The organism is Gilliamella sp. BG2 (assembly GCF_046635645.1).
Taxonomy (GTDB): domain Bacteria; phylum Pseudomonadota; class Gammaproteobacteria; order Enterobacterales; family Orbaceae; genus Gilliamella; species Gilliamella bombi.
In genome coordinates this window covers 1-15,614 of sequence record NZ_JBIDFF010000032.1, presented here as the reverse complement: position 1 = coordinate 15,614, position 15,614 = coordinate 1, and the positions used below count along the sequence as shown (strand labels likewise).

The window sequence follows — 15,614 nt, the reverse complement described above, 5'->3', positions numbered from 1 at the left end:
GAGATGACGCCAAAAACTCGTTAGCATCGCTCTGATTTCGCCATATTTCCCACTGCGCATTGATACGATTTTGCTCAAACTGATGATTAGCTGCTTCACGTAAAGCTATTGCGTTTTCTTCTGTAATCAATTTTTGATTTTCGAATTCTTGAATCAAAGCAAGTTTTCTAGCGTTTTCATTGGCTAACGCTTGTACAGGGTCTACTTGTGCTACAGCGTCATCAACTTTGGATACGACTGCATCAGACTTGATTTTAGCCATGTTTATCTGATGTTGTCGCTCAAGCTGTTCAAGCTTAGTGTTGTATTCAACTTGTTTAATTTCGCCAAGCTCGTGTAGTTTATCTAGCGATTCTTTCGATTTTTTGAATGAATCTTTTTCAATATCAATAGGGCTTTGTAAAGTGCCTAATGCTTTATACGCTTGCGATGTTTCGATTAGCTTTCTAAGCTCTTCTGTTTGTTTTGCTGTAACCTTGCTACCCATTTTTTGAGTGATAGCAAGCAATTCCGCCTCAACAGTCATGCCTTTAGCTTCTAACTTAGCGACTTCTAGCTGATTTTTAAGATTTTTTATTTCTTCCGCATAAGTTCTTGTTGTACCTTTTCCTTTCTTTTTGCTAGCGTTTAACTTTTCGTTTTCATCATAAATTTTGCCAAGCGTGTCAAATAGCGGTTGTAACACTTTTCTGACTTCTTCCGATACTTCTGACCATTTTTTTGTTTTATCGATTAATCCCCGAATTGTTGTTTTATACTGTTCGCCAACATCACCTAGTTCACTAAGCGCATTTTCATAGATGTAAGCCTCTTTTTTAGCTCCTTTTGTTTTCATTTGAACTATTTCGAGTTGCGTAGAAAGTGCTTTAACTTTATCGTCAACTTTGTTTTTGCCAAGTTTTTCTAATGCTTCGTCAAAGCTGTCAGTACTTTTAATTGCTTCATTTGTTTTTTCGATCACACCAGATTCGATATCACTACGCGCCTTTTCCGCTTTTGCTAAATTTTCTTGAGATTTTTTTAGTTTATCACTTGCTTCTAAATATTTGTTCTGAGCTTCGTTTAAACCCTCTTGAGATGTAAATATGCTGCTCAGTGCGCCTGCGGCGCGACGTTTGTATTGCTCATACTCAGCTTTTAAAACTCGAACAACAAAAGCTTGCTGCTCAATGCTTTCTTTTGTTTTATCAATATCAACTTTTAATCTTGATAGCTCAAGCTTTTTTTGCTCGTCATTTAAAGATTTGTATTTTTCTCGTAACTGATCAACTTTATCGCCGAGTTCCAATGATTTTTGCTTAGCTTCATCAATTTTACTTGACCACATTGTCAAAGCACCAGCCGCGAGGAACAACATACCCGCTGGACCACCAAGTAAAGCCATGGCTGACCTTAGACCGTTAGCAGCAAAAGACGTTGCTTTCATCGCTACATCAAGTCTTGCTTGCGCTGCTGTCTGCTGATTTGTAGCAGCAGTTAAGGCGTCAGTGTTGGCTTTTAACTGTTTTCTGATTGCGTTTCTAGTTGTTTCGGTTTGTGCTAGTTTTAGCTGTGCTGACAATGATTGTTGCACAGCTCTCAAATGAACAACCTCAGCTTGAGCTTGCTGTAGCGCTGCTTGTGCTGCCGCCTTTTCTGCTTGAGCAAGTTTTATATCGTTAATCACTTTCTCAGCACTCTGCTTAGTCGCATTAGCTAGCGATGTGATGTATTTCCCCGCGTAAATCGCAGCTAAAGCACCGACACCAGTCATTAGTATATCGACATGCTGAGACATTAGAATCAACGAATCAACTAAAACTTTGGTTGCGCCCGTTGAGTTATTAAGCTCGCCAAGGTACTTTTTAAGATTATTGGTGACACGGTTAATACCGTCAGTTACAGTATTTCGCATGTTATCAGCAAGCGCAGCAGTTTCTTCTTGTGCGGCTATCATTGCATCAGTAAAGTCTGACATAGATAACTTGCCATCAGAAGCCATTTGTCTAACTTCTGCCTCAGTTTTCTTTAACTGCTTTCCGAGGGTTTTAAGTACGCTAGGCATTGCATTAAAAACAGACATCGCATCAATACCGGCTAGCTTGCCTTTCATTTGTGCTTTGGTGAGGGCGTTTATGGCTGATTCTGCGCTTAACGCGTTAGTTTTATTAATTGTCATCAAGTTAGATAACGTATCGATGTAAGACAATGTACTCTGAGTACTATATCCTAGCTCGCCCATCGAATTTGAAAGGCGGATATATAACTCTGATGATTCTTCAATTGTACGACCGTTTCGATCAGAAGTGGCTAAAAGCTGGTCTAGAATATCTTTAGTTTGTGATGCTGTAGCACCTGTATTTTGTATACGATCCTCTAGCTCATTCCAGCTTTGTGCATATGCAATCACTGTGCTAGAGACAAGAGCGGCTGATATAGCTTTGGCAATAGTAGTGATTTTGCTCATAGATGCCGCTGTCCGATCGAATCCCTCCTGCGCTCTTTTATTAAAACTAGACACTTGCTTATCTGCCGTTAATAAATCACCCGTTTTCGCCTCGATTGTGTAATATATACTTCCTGCTTCAAATGACATAAAAACCTCTTATAGAAATCTAAACGCGAAAGCCACCAAAAGCGGCTTGACAGTTATTATTAGCTGATTAATCCGACAACAGAATCCGCATAAGACATGGCAGAATCGTAATCATCTTGTGAGATGATATCTTTATCGTTAGCTGGGAATTTTGCTTCCATCGCCTCTTGAAATGCTGTCATTGACATATTCCACGCGTCAAGATCTCTCATCCCCAAATGGGCCACGGCTAGATAAACAAATTTTTTGGCATGAAATTCATTACTATAGCCTGCATCTTCGCTAGTTTTTTTAGGCGGAACATCACCTATTAAGCCGTGTTTTAATAAATGCTGAGATAGGATTAATTTATCTTCAACAGGTATCACCGCTTCGACATTAACTAGTTCATCCCCACCTTTAATATAACCAGTAATAACAGAACAATCCGTTGTACAACACGCCTCAAGTATTTTGTCAGCGCATTCTATAACAGATGCGAAATTGCCATCATTTATTTCGCCAAAAAGCATAGAAAAAATCTCAACTATTTCATCTGGCTTACCGAGCTTTGTCATGTTCAGAAATGACGGAACAAATAAATAATCAACATTTTCAGTGTGAATTACAAACTCCCCGACATCTGTTATTACTGGTTTCATCTACGCTTTCCTTGATACTACTTCTGGTATAACGGTTCTTGTTACATTGCCTGCACTTGTGCCCTCAATTGACCATGTGCAAACATCATCATACGGGTATTCTTCGGTTAATGATGACAACAAATAACACCCCTCGATCACTCTGTTAATAGTCGGATTGACAATTTTAATCCAAGCGTACGGTTGTCCATCTGTGTCCTGAGACGGGCTTTCGATGTGATCTAATAAAGCGCTTTGATTCTGGATGTCATCACCTCGTGAAATTCCGTCAAATGACACCGTCTTTTCCTTGGTTGTAACCATTGATTCAGTTGTACCATCTTCGGATGTATCGGCTGTAACATCAATTGTGTTCCAGTTGACACCACGTGATTTACCCCGAATCATGCCAAGTCGTTTATAATCCGTATCATTTGGTTTTTTGTCTGGATTGCCAATTGAATAATAAACACCGACCTTGCGACCAGTTCCTGCATTACTTTTAGCCATAAATGTACCTCTTATCTTGATATAATCATTTGAGCGGTAAATTCGAAAATAAACCGCCCCTCTTCTGTGTTTGCTTGAGTTATTCCGCTGATTGGACTCATTGAAATAACATTGTTGGATTCAAAATCATCTAGCATAAATTGCCTAATTTCATCTGCTTTATCATTAACCGCTACGATATTCGAATCATTGATCGCTGAAATAATTACAATCCTAAAATAATCTCGCGTTATCGCCTCACTAGCATTACCACCCCCAGCAGGGACAATCACAATATATCTATTAGATTTTGTGTTTTTTACTTCAACCCATTTTCGAAATTGCAAAATGTAATCATCAAGTAAATTATGTGAATTCAGCCAGCTTTTGATTGAGTTATATGTATCAGAAATCATATTTTGTAACCCTCCCTAATAGCCTGCTGTATGACATCCTTACCATCCCGTTCAAACCCTTTTTTGATAAAATCAGGCTCAGCATTAGGAGACCAGTAATTACCCTTTGATTTTTTACCCGTTCTCGGTTTCCCTCTTAATTTTGCTTTAGCGCTATTAACGAAAGCAGCATAATTAGTCGTATAACCAACTCGCCCAACCCAACCTTTGGGGATTGGTTTTAGTTCTCTATACTGCGAATTAATAAGATTAGATGTATCGATCGGGGTAAGTGGAGCAACAAAAGACATACCAACAATCATAACTTGCTGGATAATCCTTTGAGTTCTGATGTTGGCAATTTCATTAGTTATCCTGTGAATATTTCTATTCACCTTTGAAACGCCTTTAACTGCCATTATGTAACCACCTCGTAATCAGGGATTTCACCAAAAACGCTCATATCATATTCAAGCACAAACTCCACTTTTTCAGCGTTTGAGGCTTCTAACGATAACGAAGTTTTATCACCTTTTGCTATGAAATCACCCTGCTTAATTCGGTTATTTTCGGTGTAAAAAGTTGTTTTTCTTACTCTTTCAACGCCTAAAGAATCAATGTAAGCACCCAACGCGTTTGGCGCTTCATCTTTCCATGTGCATTTCACCAAATAAGGTTGACCGTAAGTATCAACATTGTTTTCTCCGTCGTATCCCATGTGAGGATATACGGTTGCAACATTTGTATAGCTCCAATTCGCTGTATTACTCATCCCTACCTCCAACAACTAAAAAAAATGGTTTCTTTGAGCAAGAAATACCTAGACAATCAGTACAGCCGTGGACATCAAGATTTTTTAGCAATGAGTACATGGATTTAAAACCCACGTCATCATATTTAAATGACCTTGACGCACCGCTTGGTGCTGATTGTGATGCGATTTTTCTTGCTCCTTGCATTTGAGCCAGTAAACAAGCTGAGTAAATCAGTATCAAAAGTTGGTCGGCTTCTGAATAACCATGAGTAACCAAGCAATCACTGATTGAATTCACCTTGTTAAGGATTGCGTTAATAACAATGCTCGGTACAGAATAACCAAGCTCTGATAACATTTGATTAACGTCTTCTGCGGTTACCTGTACTGACATGATTATTTACCCTTTTTCTTTTTGTCTGCTTCAACTTCAACAGATTGCTGCTCTAACACAATTACACGCCCCATAAAAGCAGTAGGAATGTCTGTAGCATGGAATTCATACCCAATAGGTAGTTCAGTTACCGCGCCATCAATGCGGCCGAAACAGCCGCGTTTAGTTACCCGTAATTTCATCAATTACCCCCGAGCGTTAAAGACTTTGCTTTTACCGTTAAAGTCACGTTTGATTTGCAAGCCAAACGCTGACCAAACCAATGTTTGATAGTTGTCATGTGGGTTGATTCGTTGCTTCATGAACGAGCCAATCGGCGCAGCAATACGGGTTTTAATGTACTGAGCATTACGAACGTAACCAATGAAGTGGTTGCCTTTTAACTCAAATGTTTTAGTGAATGAACCAATGTGCGCTGAGTAACGTAAAATATAGTCTTTTACTGTCCCCTCTTTAAATCCATTTGAATTAGAGTACGGAAGATTTAGACGGCGCTCAATTTCGGGAGAGATAAAGACTTTTAATTGTTCTGACACTAAATTAGCATCAAGAATGACAACAAAGTCTTTTGTGAAGAAATTAATAATATCGTCGTTACTTGTGGCTGTTGATGTTAAGTCAATATTCAAACCAGATGCACTTAAATCTACTTGATTGGTGTGCGGATGATTAGTAATACCCTTACCCTCAAAGTTTTGTACTTTGATTTTTTCATCACCTGTTAAAATGTATTGCGCCATATCTTGGCGTAATGCTGCCACTGCCGCTTCTTGGTCATCTGACATTGCGTCGATGTTTTCCGTTTGTAAACCTAACCATTCACGCCATTCACGAGCATAACCTGTTTTAAAGATTGGTACAGGGTCGCCGTAATGGTCATAAACAACCTTATCTAGCGTTTCTGGCTCTTGTCCTGACATTGAACGATTAACATATCCTGCATCGCTTGAAACACGGTATAGCGCTGCTGTTTTGCCAATGGAGATAGGTGTACCTAACGATAACAAATCATCAAGTAATGGTGCGCCCTCATCATCACGGATAACACGGGTGGTCACGTTATCTACTTCACGCCAGTAATCTTGGGTTAAGATTGCGGCTTGATTAACTTCAATAGCATTGCCGTGTGTTGCGCTCATTTGGTTTTGAGTATTGTTAAAGATTTGACGGCTTGCTTTTAACTGATTCCAAGCCTGTGCCACTTGGGCAGAGTTGGTAATTAATTTTTTATTAAAAATAATCTTTTCGTTCTTCATTATTGCTCCTTAAGCTTTACGAACTCGAACTTGTTCAGCGGTTGCGCCAACGGTATAGGTTTCAAATGCATAAAACAGCACCGCATCAGTACCGCTTGCTTTTTTTAGTGTACCGTCACCGTTAGATGCTAATTTGTCACCAACTGTTAACGCTTCACCTGCTTTTACTAAAACATGATAAGTGACACCATCTTCACAAATAATGGCGATGCCTGATGTGTCATTCGGTACATTGTCACGGATATCATGACCACCTAGATAATCATTTGTGATGACTAAGGCTTGGGTTTGCTCACCTGCTGCCGAATGTTTCATTAACTTATTGTTAACCACGGCAACCAAAGAACATGGAGCAATCGCTTCACCTGTTTTTAAGTCAATTGTTTGCGGGTCATTTTTACGTGCAGGACCACCAATCACGGTTTTAAATCGAATCATTACTCTGGAGCCTCCATGTTTAATAGTGAATTATCTGAATTATTAGCAAAACCACCGCTAATAGGCGCTGTTTTAACGCACTGTGCGTATAAGGCATCTAACGGCTCACCAGATAGCGCATTGACTGCAGTTTGTGTCATGTTGAACTTGGCTTTTACCGCTTCCCGTTTAGCGGATAGTTCTTTTTCTGTGTTTGCATTTACTGCTAATTCAAGACTTGTAACCTTGTTCATCAATGCTTTAGCCCATGCTGGTGCATCTTCGGCATTAGTTGCATTTTTCTTCTCCTGTTCAGCTTTTTTCTTTTCTTCTTCCTCAGAAGTTTTCTTTTTTTCAATTGCTTCTTTGGTTGTTTGCTCGTTATAAGCCTTTAACAGTTGCTCATCTGATAAGCTGTCAGTCTTAATACCTGCAGCATTTAGAGCTAGTAAGATTTTTTCTTTCATTAAGTCTTCTTCCTCTTTTTGATTAAATTTAAATACGCTTAAAACCTCTTTAATGGTTTTGCTAATTACATTGCTTATTGAATCTTCTGAACACTCAATAAGACTTACATTTTCAATTGGCGATTTTTCACCGTTGGAGTTAACAAAAATGCCCACTCCGTCATCTGGCGTGGCAGCACCTTGTTTATCGGGTAGTATTGCGACATGATCGAACTTCATATTTCGAGCTATTGACTTGTACCGTTTGCCTTTTGATGTTCCTGATTGATTATCGGGCGTGTAAGTTAGCCCCGTTGATACATGAATTGGTGTAGTGTTTTTCCCGCTCATCATGTCATCAAGCCGATTTACAAGCATTCGCCCTTTTTCGGTACTTTCAGCAAATTTCCTATCGATATACGCATCCATGAGTACCCTATCGTTAGATTTGCGAACATTTCTACCCCAAGCACCGATATAGAAGTTATTGATAGCCTGAGGATTTAATGCGGAAACGTGCTCATTATTTATTCGTGGATGGTCAAGTGGCATTAAATTATCATTCAATGTCATGTACGATTTGTTAATTTCATCTGCCGGGTAGAAAATTCCATTCATGACAATATCATCCACGATAGGGACCACATCATTGATAACAATGTGCTCTTTACCGTCGATGATTTGCGTTGATATTTTGGATTTACTATTAACGACAGATAAAACATTTACACTTTTAAGTGTCATGCTTTACCTCGTGTGGATTTTAGATGTAAAAAAACCGCCGAAGCGGTTTGGGTGATTCGGTTATGAATGCCTGATAACGAAAAGCACTTCCGCTAAACAGCCTAGTTGATATCTTCCGTAACTAGTGCTTGCCTGCTCAATTAAACGCTTTAATTGCTCCTCGGCGTCATCTGGAAGTGGTTCCATATTAATGAGTTCAGAGGCAATATCTACTAATGATTCATCGTCTTTCACTTTAACCCCTTATCTAATGACTCAAAAAACTTAAATAATTCTGGATATAAACGTTTTTTTGCTTCAAATGGATTTTCAATATACAACGAAAACGACTCGGCAACAAACTCCATTTTATTATATTGAGCGTACTTACTAATTGCATGCGCCCAACCGCGATCCAACGCTTTCCAGATGATGTCGTCAATTTCTTCTCGATAATGATAATGCAATGCATGTCCCATCTCGTGAGCATAAATACCTCTTGGTGTGGATACAGCACTCCACGGCATATAATCCATTTCGTGAATTATTTTAGCTAATTGCTCATTCTTACCTTTGATGGCTATCAGCATAGAACTTCGCTTATACCCTTTCGTTTTGCTGTGTAAATCAGATTCTAGCAATGCTTTTTTATCAACACTATCTGATGTAATAAGAAGCGCTTTAGCTTCGTGTGAGTATGCGGCTAGCATTTCTTTAGGAGGCTCTCTATATTTATAGACATCCCCTGTTATCGAGCCTGTGTATCTAAATTGAGGTAAATCAAATCGTTTCTGTATTTCTGATACCAACTGTAAGCACGGCGCCAATTCTTTAGTATCAATATCCTGTGGTAGGTTTGAGGTTTCAGTAATGTGTTTTCTTGCCCACTCATTAGCCTCTTCGACAGAATTTAAACTTTGTTGTTTCGGTCTGTTTTGCTCACGCCAGTCATCAGATTCTTTTAATAATCTATCAATACTAGCTTGATTATATGGCTCACCTTTTTCATTAAGCAGTACCGTTACTTGAGCGCAATAACAATTAAATCGGTTGCCATTCTCTTCATACCAATCAGCCACTTGCTCAACAGTATAAACCTTACCGTGCCTATCGACATGTGTTGACCTAGAATTAGGCTTTAAAGCAGACATATGTAATAAGCCTGTTTTTAACCCTAACTCTTCTTGCGTTCGTTTAGTTTCATCCCACGTTGCTTGACGAAGAGCGCCTACTTGTTCAGTCTGCGCTATGGCTTTAGCTCTGCTATATGAAACATCAATACGCTTACTGATAATATCGGCTGTTTCTCGTGGGTTAATCCCTCGGGCTACAGCGCTACTTAAAACCGTACCTAAATCACTCTTTAGATTATCTGCAAGTCCTTTCCAGTCGTTGAATGTTGCTGTATATGCAAGCCCAATTCGACGAATGTAAGCATCACTAAATAACAGTGATTCCAGTGATGTAGCTTGTGAATAAAGTGGTGATTGAACGGATAGATTATGAAAAGTGCGATTAGTCCCCATTTGATACATATCAGCAACAAACTTACCTGCCCAAAACTTCTCAATACCGCCATCAATTAAGTTTTCATCAACAATTTCTTGAATGCGAGTTAACACCCTAGCAAGTTGATTGCCGTCAACAGTGTAATTAACACTAGCATTAACGACATAGAGTGTATTATCAACGAATATCGCTGTTTTAATCGGCTCTTTAGCATAGTAGCCTAAGCTTAATTCGATATGCTCAATAATTGATTGTTTGATTGTTTTGTAGCGTTTTTGTATTTCGCTACGCATTTGGAGAATTTGTTTGTTGGTGAGTGTAGGGTTGTTTTTACTTTTCGGTAGTATCGGATTCTTTGGAATCGGCTTTATTATCTTCGGTCTTTTCAATATCGATATCCTCTAAATCAGGATCGGGCTCATAACCACCAACTTCTCGTATTTCATTTGGTGTAAACACAGGAATGCCTATAGATTGTTGCGCTTTGACGTTCACGTCTGACATTTTGAGCATTAATTCGATTTTTTCAGCTTGGCTCGGTGCTAACAAGTCGGACCATTTAAGAGTGAGCGTACCGTTAACTAGTGGTTGAATAACTTTTAGCGTAATAAGCTGATTAACAAACTCTTTGATTAATGTGCTCAAAAAACCATTACGTCGAGACATTCCTCGTTTTGCGTAATCTGTCTTATCTTCATCTGATGCTAACCGCCCCGTTTGTTGTCCAAAAATAATGGTAAATGGCATTCTGACAGAGGCAGCAAAACTATTTGCGGATACCGACCATCCTGAACTCGGATCGGCGGGAGCAACCGATAAAATATTCGCTGTCGCACCTGCTGTAATTAGTGCGCTGTCTGTACCTGAGTTTAACAATGCGATTTGTCGGTTTAATGCATCAGCAGGCTTTTCAAAGCCTCGCTTTCTTAACTCTCGCTCCAGTTCTTCCATGTCGGTATCAGTGTCATAATTCAGATGAACTTGCCTGCTAGCATTCTTTAGGAAGCCCTCTGCGCTACCGCCTGAGTATTTCATCATGTCGATTAAATCGTTATAACCAACCTCAAGCTGTGATTCACCATCATCCATGGAATTAATGACGGATGTTTCATTAAGTATGACCACCCTGTTTGGATGTATCCTGCGAGAGATATTGGGCTTGCCTGACTTGTCACCTACCGCTATTTCATTAAATTGGTACATTGTTACTTGGCCATAGTTTTCGTCGGCTTCGTCATTATTCCATTCGCAAGCCGTTAACTGAGCTTCCCAAGCAGGGATTAGCTTAACAATGGCATCTTTTGGTTCAAGTCGGTTCAATACGACCGTATCAACTGGTTCTTCCCATTTTCTGCTATCTCGTAATTGAATAATGAGTCCTGAATATCTACCCACAATTCCGCGCTTATCCGCTTCGGTGATAGCTGACCACAATTTATCGTTAAATAAATCAGTAACTATTTTCTCCCAAGTTGTTAGCTTTGAGTCTTGCTCTCGGATGTCGCCATCAATAAATTTAGGGTAATCTAGCCAACAAATATCACTTAATCGTTCAACAAAGCCACGGGCTGCACTGTTTCGCTTATATAGTTTATAGAAATCTGAGAAAGTGAGATTTTCTGGATAACCAAACTCGCGATCGATAAATGCCCTTTTAGTGTTACTAACCAATCCTTGTGATGCATACGCTAACCGTTGTCTACTTATATCCTGATTGCTATTAATTGCGGTTTGAGCAGCGTTTAATAACTGCTTGTCTGTTAAATTCGAATAACCCATTGTTACCTCATAAATAATCCTGCTGAGCGTTTGCGTTTATTTCGATTAGCCACAGCAAAATATCTAAACGCATCCGCACCGTGTGATGTATGGTCATGTAGCGGTTTATCTCGCCAACAGCCGTTTTTATCATCCCATGCTTTTCGATAGGCTTCTAAATTAGCAATACCTTGTTCGCATTTGCTTGAATCAAATGCACAAAGAGGAAGAATTTCACGAACCGATTCGATACCATCATCAACACTTAGCCTTGGTGCTACATTAAATTTAATGCTGTATTTCTCACCGTCAATTTCATAGCCTTCTTTTGCTATCTGTTTACGGCTCTTACCATTACCCGATAATTCACGATTATCAATATCATGCGGTGCCCAATGCTCAGCATATTCATAGCCAAGATTTTGTGATTTGTCTTTTAGGACCTTCATGTAGTGCCTGAGACCCTCGCCACTATTTTCGTAGTAGTCGATGATGTGAAATTCTTCACCCACTTTGCGCACAAACCAAATAGCGGTTGAATCACCAACTCCCAAGTCCCAATAGGTATAAACTGGTAAATGGCTATTATCAGGTAGTACGGTAATGCGTTTTTCTTTGTATAGCTCTCTGAATTGCCTTGCATAGTAAGCACCCTCGATTGATTGCTCAAATGCTTCACTTGGAATAGATGGATATTCGCGCTTCATATCATCGCCAAGCGTTTTCTCTTTAGCGTGATACCAAGCTTTTTGTTGTTCGGTTAAGTCGATACCATGCTTAGCTTTTATTTCGCTAAAATACTCTTCTAATCGAGTTGGTATCGGTTCAACTGGAGGAATTGCGTATAGCGGATTTTTCCACCAAGAGAAAAAAAAGAACTTCCAATCAAGTGATGATAATGGCTTTCCTTGAATATGGGCTTTTTCAGCTGTATTACAGTAATCGTAAAAATAACCACTTTTACCCTCAGCGGTACTTTCTATTGTAATGAAACAGCCTGTAGCAACCGCCTCAAACGCACCCGTGACGATTTCCTTGGCTTTATCAGGAAACTTAGCACAAATCTTACCAAACTCAGAAACATGTAAGTAACGCAGTGTACCACCACGGAATGAAGTTGATACATAAAGCGAACCGCCTTTTTTAAAGACCAACTCACCAGCCGCATCATTGCTTGCAGGATTTGCTTGTTTTATTTCTTCGGGTAGTCTGTCATAAGCATATTTAACTTTTTCTCTAAATAATCTTTTAGCATCATTTAAAGTGTGAGCTATCAACGCACATTTAGCTGATTCAAATAAAGCGGCATCTAACTGAATAATACATACTTCGGTAGTAAACCCTAATTGACGAGCTTTTAAAATGATATTCCTTGTATGCATCCCCTCGAAGTATTCAAGCTGTTCGGGGGTCATTGTGAAGCGAATTTGCTTACCTGCTTTATCCGTGATGTGGTAGAGGTTATTTAAACGCCAAAGTTTATTACTGAGTTTTTTTAAATGACCAGGAGATAACATTAACCCTCCTGTGATAGTTTATCCATTAAATCCGAAAGTTGGCCAACTGAATTATCTTTTGGTGTATCATCAATGTTGTAAGCTTGACGCTCTAAAGTGATTAAATTTTTCAACGTTTCACTTAATGCTTTCATTGATTTCACCCTTTCAGGTATAGATATGACGGACATATAAACTTCATTGAGTTTGTCCCTGCCGTTTTGGTCTGGATTTGCTAATAACTCACCAAGTTTTTTGAATGCCTCTATATCAGCACATTCAGCTCCAAGCTCCTCAAATAAGGCGTTGGTAATATTACGAGCTTTACGAATATCGCCTCGGTGTTCCATGCGAACATTGGCGATTACCTCAGCATTAGCTTCAATGAGTATCCGCTCGTTTAACTTATTTTCACTGGATACCTGAGTGGATACCTCTTTTTTGGATACCAATGAGTCTGCTTTGTTTTTAATTTTTGAGCTTAAATCTCTTTCCCATCCATCACGCTTTGCTCTTTTATTTATTGCGCCGTGAGTTATTCCGTGTTGTGAAGCTATCTCTCTTATAGATAGTAATCCAGCCCTGTAGGCTGATTCGATAGCCTCCCAGTCTGGCTTTTTCATAATCTTTCCTTTTATGCAGCCAGAATAAATTTAATCTGACCTTTTGTATTAAATATTGTTGAGCATCGAGCCTCAAAATCTTTGTAATCAATACAACCTTTTGCGATAGTTGTTATTGCTATTAACTGATCTTCTACTGCTTTTAGTGCATCTGGTTTTAAGAATTGATGGATTTTTTCGCCTTTCTTGGTGCGCTCTTTGATACTTTGATAAACCTTTTTAGGTAGCACGACACCATAAACCCACTTCTGGGTTATCAGTCCAAATAATGATGGACAACCGCCAATATGATTATTGAATGGCAAGTTAGTCATTTTTGATAATGCCTGATAAAAAGGTTGTTGGAATCGCTTTTCCCATGTTTGCGGTTGACTATAAGTTAGTATTGCTAATACTTGCTCATCTGTATAAGTAACAGCCTGAGAACGAATAAGCTTATCAATTTGCTCATCACACCATATCTCAAAGTCAACAGATAACCAACGTGCAAATCTAACCGCTAATTTAGGGTGAATCCAAGTACCACCACCACGATCCTTTCTGGCTCGGCTAGTTTTTACATACGGGATTTTCTGGTATGTAGATTCTAAAGCATTGATATAATTAACTGTATCAGGCAGAATTAGCCAGTCATTTGGACGTTTACCAAATCTTGATGCCGCTTCTGTTGCGTTAATCCATCCATCATCATTGAAACCAACTTGATGACCCTTAAAATCGAATTTAATAATATTCATGGTATTCTCCATTAGAAATGAGTTTTAGTCACACAGGGAACCAGTCAAGAGAGGTAACCATGAAAAACCATCTGATTCCCTCTAAAACTCATTCCTAAGTGGCTCTTGTTGTTAATTGCCGTGTGATGGCAAATTTCAGACATAAAAAAACCGCAATTAAGCGGTTTGATTAAATATGCAGTTATTTTTTATAACCGCCCAGGATTTTTTATACTTTATGCGGTAAAAGTGAATAGTTATTTGCTTTTGCTTTTGATGTATTTTTCTAAATTACTAATATCTGGTTTACTATCGTACAGATTTTTGTAACTAAATAAATCTAACACTAATAATGCGTCATTCACCATATTGTATGCATCCTTAGCCATGGATTTGCAACCATACTTGTCTTTTGAGTATTCAATAAATCTCAACGCACAATCTAATTTGTCACAAACCCAATTATCTACCCATTCTGGTAAATCGTGGTTGGCTCTCATTTTATTTAAATCGCATATTGCGGCGTCTAATTGACTTAGCGTGAACTCTTGCCAATGTGATGATTCTTCATATGGTTTTAATCTCTGCATTTTGGGTAACCAGTTATCTTCGTCGCATTTTATTTCACCAGTCACTTTAAACATAAATATATTTTCTTTACCAAGTAGCGTTAGCATTGGTTGAATGATGTTATCAAGCAAGGTTAATCCCCACACTGGAAACCAATTTCTAACTTCTACAGTTGGTGATTCGTGATGTAGTTTACCAATATAAACCGGGTAAATCCCGTACGCTAAAGCGTAATGGGTATAATTCATTTGAATATATTCTTTTGAAACACGTTTAAATATCGCCATTTTTACCTCTTTAATTACTAATCTCTCTTATCGCCCTTTTATCCGCATTACATCTCTCAATAACACTTAGCAAATGCTCGTTATATCTGAGACTATCGCCGAATGTCATTGTTTTAGACGGTAAATTCGGCAGACAATCACTTAATAGGTTTGCTGGTATCGGTCGATTGACGTAAACCTTTCGCTCTGTTGTACAGGCTACTAGAAATAGACACAGGCACAAACTGATTAGCACAGTCATTATTCTTGAGTTGCTCATTGATTCGCTCCTGCCGTTCTAGTGATTGGTTTTCTAGCTCACGTTTGCTCTGCTCGTTATCTGCTATGATTTGATTGTTTTTAGCGATATTCTGCTCCAACTGTTCGATTTTTCCGAACAGTTCAGCTTTATCTTTTTGTAGCCGTTTCTTCTCTTGATAATTGCTGTAACCGAAGTAGACAACAAAGGCAAAAGCGGAAATAGTTAATGCCGTGTTCGCTATATTTACTTTTGACAATTTGAACATGACGAATCACTCAACAATAACGATACAAATAAAAACCAACCCCAACCGTTAACATCATTAACAGCCATTATTGAAGCGAT

At 38.9% G+C, this 15,614-nt stretch carries 19 protein-coding genes; all 19 read right to left on the bottom strand.

Annotation, left to right across the window (positions count from 1 at the left end; genetic code table 11):
• A partial coding sequence (locus ACGH6Q_RS10830) for a tape measure protein (protein WP_411592804.1) occupies positions 1-2,575 on the bottom strand: 2,575 nt, incomplete at its 3' end.
• Positions 2,576-2,634: 59 nt separating this feature from the next.
• Positions 2,635-3,216: a DUF6246 family protein gene (locus ACGH6Q_RS10825; RefSeq protein ID WP_411592803.1), complete on the bottom strand. Its 582-nt coding sequence runs from the start codon at positions 3,214-3,216 to the stop codon at positions 2,635-2,637.
• Positions 3,217-3,705: a phage tail tube protein gene (locus tag ACGH6Q_RS10820; protein ID WP_411592802.1), complete on the bottom strand. Its 489-nt coding sequence runs from the start codon at positions 3,703-3,705 to the stop codon at positions 3,217-3,219.
• Positions 3,706-3,716: 11 nt separating this feature from the next.
• Positions 3,717-4,100 carry a hypothetical protein gene (locus ACGH6Q_RS10815; protein WP_411592801.1) on the bottom strand — a complete coding sequence of 128 codons (384 nt, stop codon included), beginning with the start codon at positions 4,098-4,100 and terminating at the stop codon, positions 3,717-3,719.
• Positions 4,097-4,498: a hypothetical protein gene (locus ACGH6Q_RS10810; protein ID WP_411592800.1), complete on the bottom strand. Its 402-nt coding sequence runs from the start codon at positions 4,496-4,498 to the stop codon at positions 4,097-4,099. The genes ACGH6Q_RS10815 and ACGH6Q_RS10810 overlap by 4 nt, the downstream gene beginning before the upstream one ends.
• Positions 4,498-4,851, bottom strand: a complete 354-nt coding sequence (locus ACGH6Q_RS10805) for a hypothetical protein (protein ID WP_411592799.1) — start codon at positions 4,849-4,851, stop codon at positions 4,498-4,500. Before ACGH6Q_RS10805 ends, ACGH6Q_RS10810 begins: the two co-directional genes overlap by 1 nt.
• The gene (locus tag ACGH6Q_RS10800; RefSeq protein WP_296318104.1) at positions 4,844-5,227 is read right to left on the bottom strand and encodes a hypothetical protein; all 384 of its coding nucleotides are present in this window, start codon (positions 5,225-5,227) and stop codon (positions 4,844-4,846) included. The genes ACGH6Q_RS10805 and ACGH6Q_RS10800 overlap by 8 nt, the downstream gene beginning before the upstream one ends.
• 2 nt (positions 5,228-5,229) lie before the next feature.
• A complete protein-coding gene (locus ACGH6Q_RS10795; protein ID WP_296318105.1) occupies positions 5,230-5,409 on the bottom strand; it encodes a hypothetical protein in 180 nt (59 codons plus the stop codon).
• Between the two features lie 3 nt (positions 5,410-5,412).
• The gene (locus ACGH6Q_RS10790; RefSeq protein ID WP_065636186.1) at positions 5,413-6,483 is read right to left on the bottom strand and encodes a major capsid protein; all 1,071 of its coding nucleotides are present in this window, start codon (positions 6,481-6,483) and stop codon (positions 5,413-5,415) included.
• Between the two features lie 9 nt (positions 6,484-6,492).
• Positions 6,493-6,921 carry a hypothetical protein gene (locus ACGH6Q_RS10785; RefSeq protein WP_411592798.1) on the bottom strand — a complete coding sequence of 143 codons (429 nt, stop codon included), beginning with the start codon at positions 6,919-6,921 and terminating at the stop codon, positions 6,493-6,495.
• A complete protein-coding gene (locus tag ACGH6Q_RS10780; RefSeq protein ID WP_411592797.1) occupies positions 6,921-8,090 on the bottom strand; it encodes a DUF2213 domain-containing protein in 1,170 nt (389 codons plus the stop codon). Before ACGH6Q_RS10780 ends, ACGH6Q_RS10785 begins: the two co-directional genes overlap by 1 nt.
• Before the next feature lie 60 nt (positions 8,091-8,150).
• Positions 8,151-8,324 (bottom strand): hypothetical protein, encoded by a 174-nt coding sequence (locus ACGH6Q_RS10775; RefSeq protein WP_411592796.1) that lies wholly within the window; start codon positions 8,322-8,324, stop codon positions 8,151-8,153.
• Entirely contained in the window at positions 8,321-9,967 is a 1,647-nt protein-coding gene (locus ACGH6Q_RS10770) for a phage minor head protein (protein ID WP_411592795.1), read from the bottom strand. The genes ACGH6Q_RS10775 and ACGH6Q_RS10770 overlap by 4 nt, the downstream gene beginning before the upstream one ends.
• Positions 9,909-11,357 carry an anti-CBASS protein Acb1 family protein gene (locus ACGH6Q_RS10765; protein ID WP_411592794.1) on the bottom strand — a complete coding sequence of 483 codons (1,449 nt, stop codon included), beginning with the start codon at positions 11,355-11,357 and terminating at the stop codon, positions 9,909-9,911. Before ACGH6Q_RS10765 ends, ACGH6Q_RS10770 begins: the two co-directional genes overlap by 59 nt.
• 2 nt (positions 11,358-11,359) lie before the next feature.
• Complete coding sequence (locus tag ACGH6Q_RS10760; protein ID WP_411592793.1) at positions 11,360-12,853, bottom strand: terminase; 1,494 nt, start codon at positions 12,851-12,853, stop codon at positions 11,360-11,362.
• On the bottom strand, positions 12,853-13,455 hold the full coding sequence (locus tag ACGH6Q_RS10755; protein ID WP_411592792.1) for a hypothetical protein: 603 nt from the start codon (positions 13,453-13,455) through the stop codon (positions 12,853-12,855). Before ACGH6Q_RS10755 ends, ACGH6Q_RS10760 begins: the two co-directional genes overlap by 1 nt.
• A gap of 11 nt (positions 13,456-13,466) precedes the next feature.
• Complete coding sequence (locus tag ACGH6Q_RS10750; protein ID WP_411592791.1) at positions 13,467-14,192, bottom strand: KilA-N domain-containing protein; 726 nt, start codon at positions 14,190-14,192, stop codon at positions 13,467-13,469.
• 236 nt (positions 14,193-14,428) lie between these two features.
• A complete protein-coding gene (locus ACGH6Q_RS10745; protein ID WP_411592790.1) occupies positions 14,429-15,028 on the bottom strand; it encodes a hypothetical protein in 600 nt (199 codons plus the stop codon).
• Positions 15,029-15,165: 137 nt separating this feature from the next.
• A complete protein-coding gene (locus ACGH6Q_RS10740) occupies positions 15,166-15,534 on the bottom strand; it encodes a hypothetical protein (RefSeq protein ID WP_411592789.1) in 369 nt (122 codons plus the stop codon).
• Positions 15,535-15,614 lie beyond the last annotated feature (80 nt).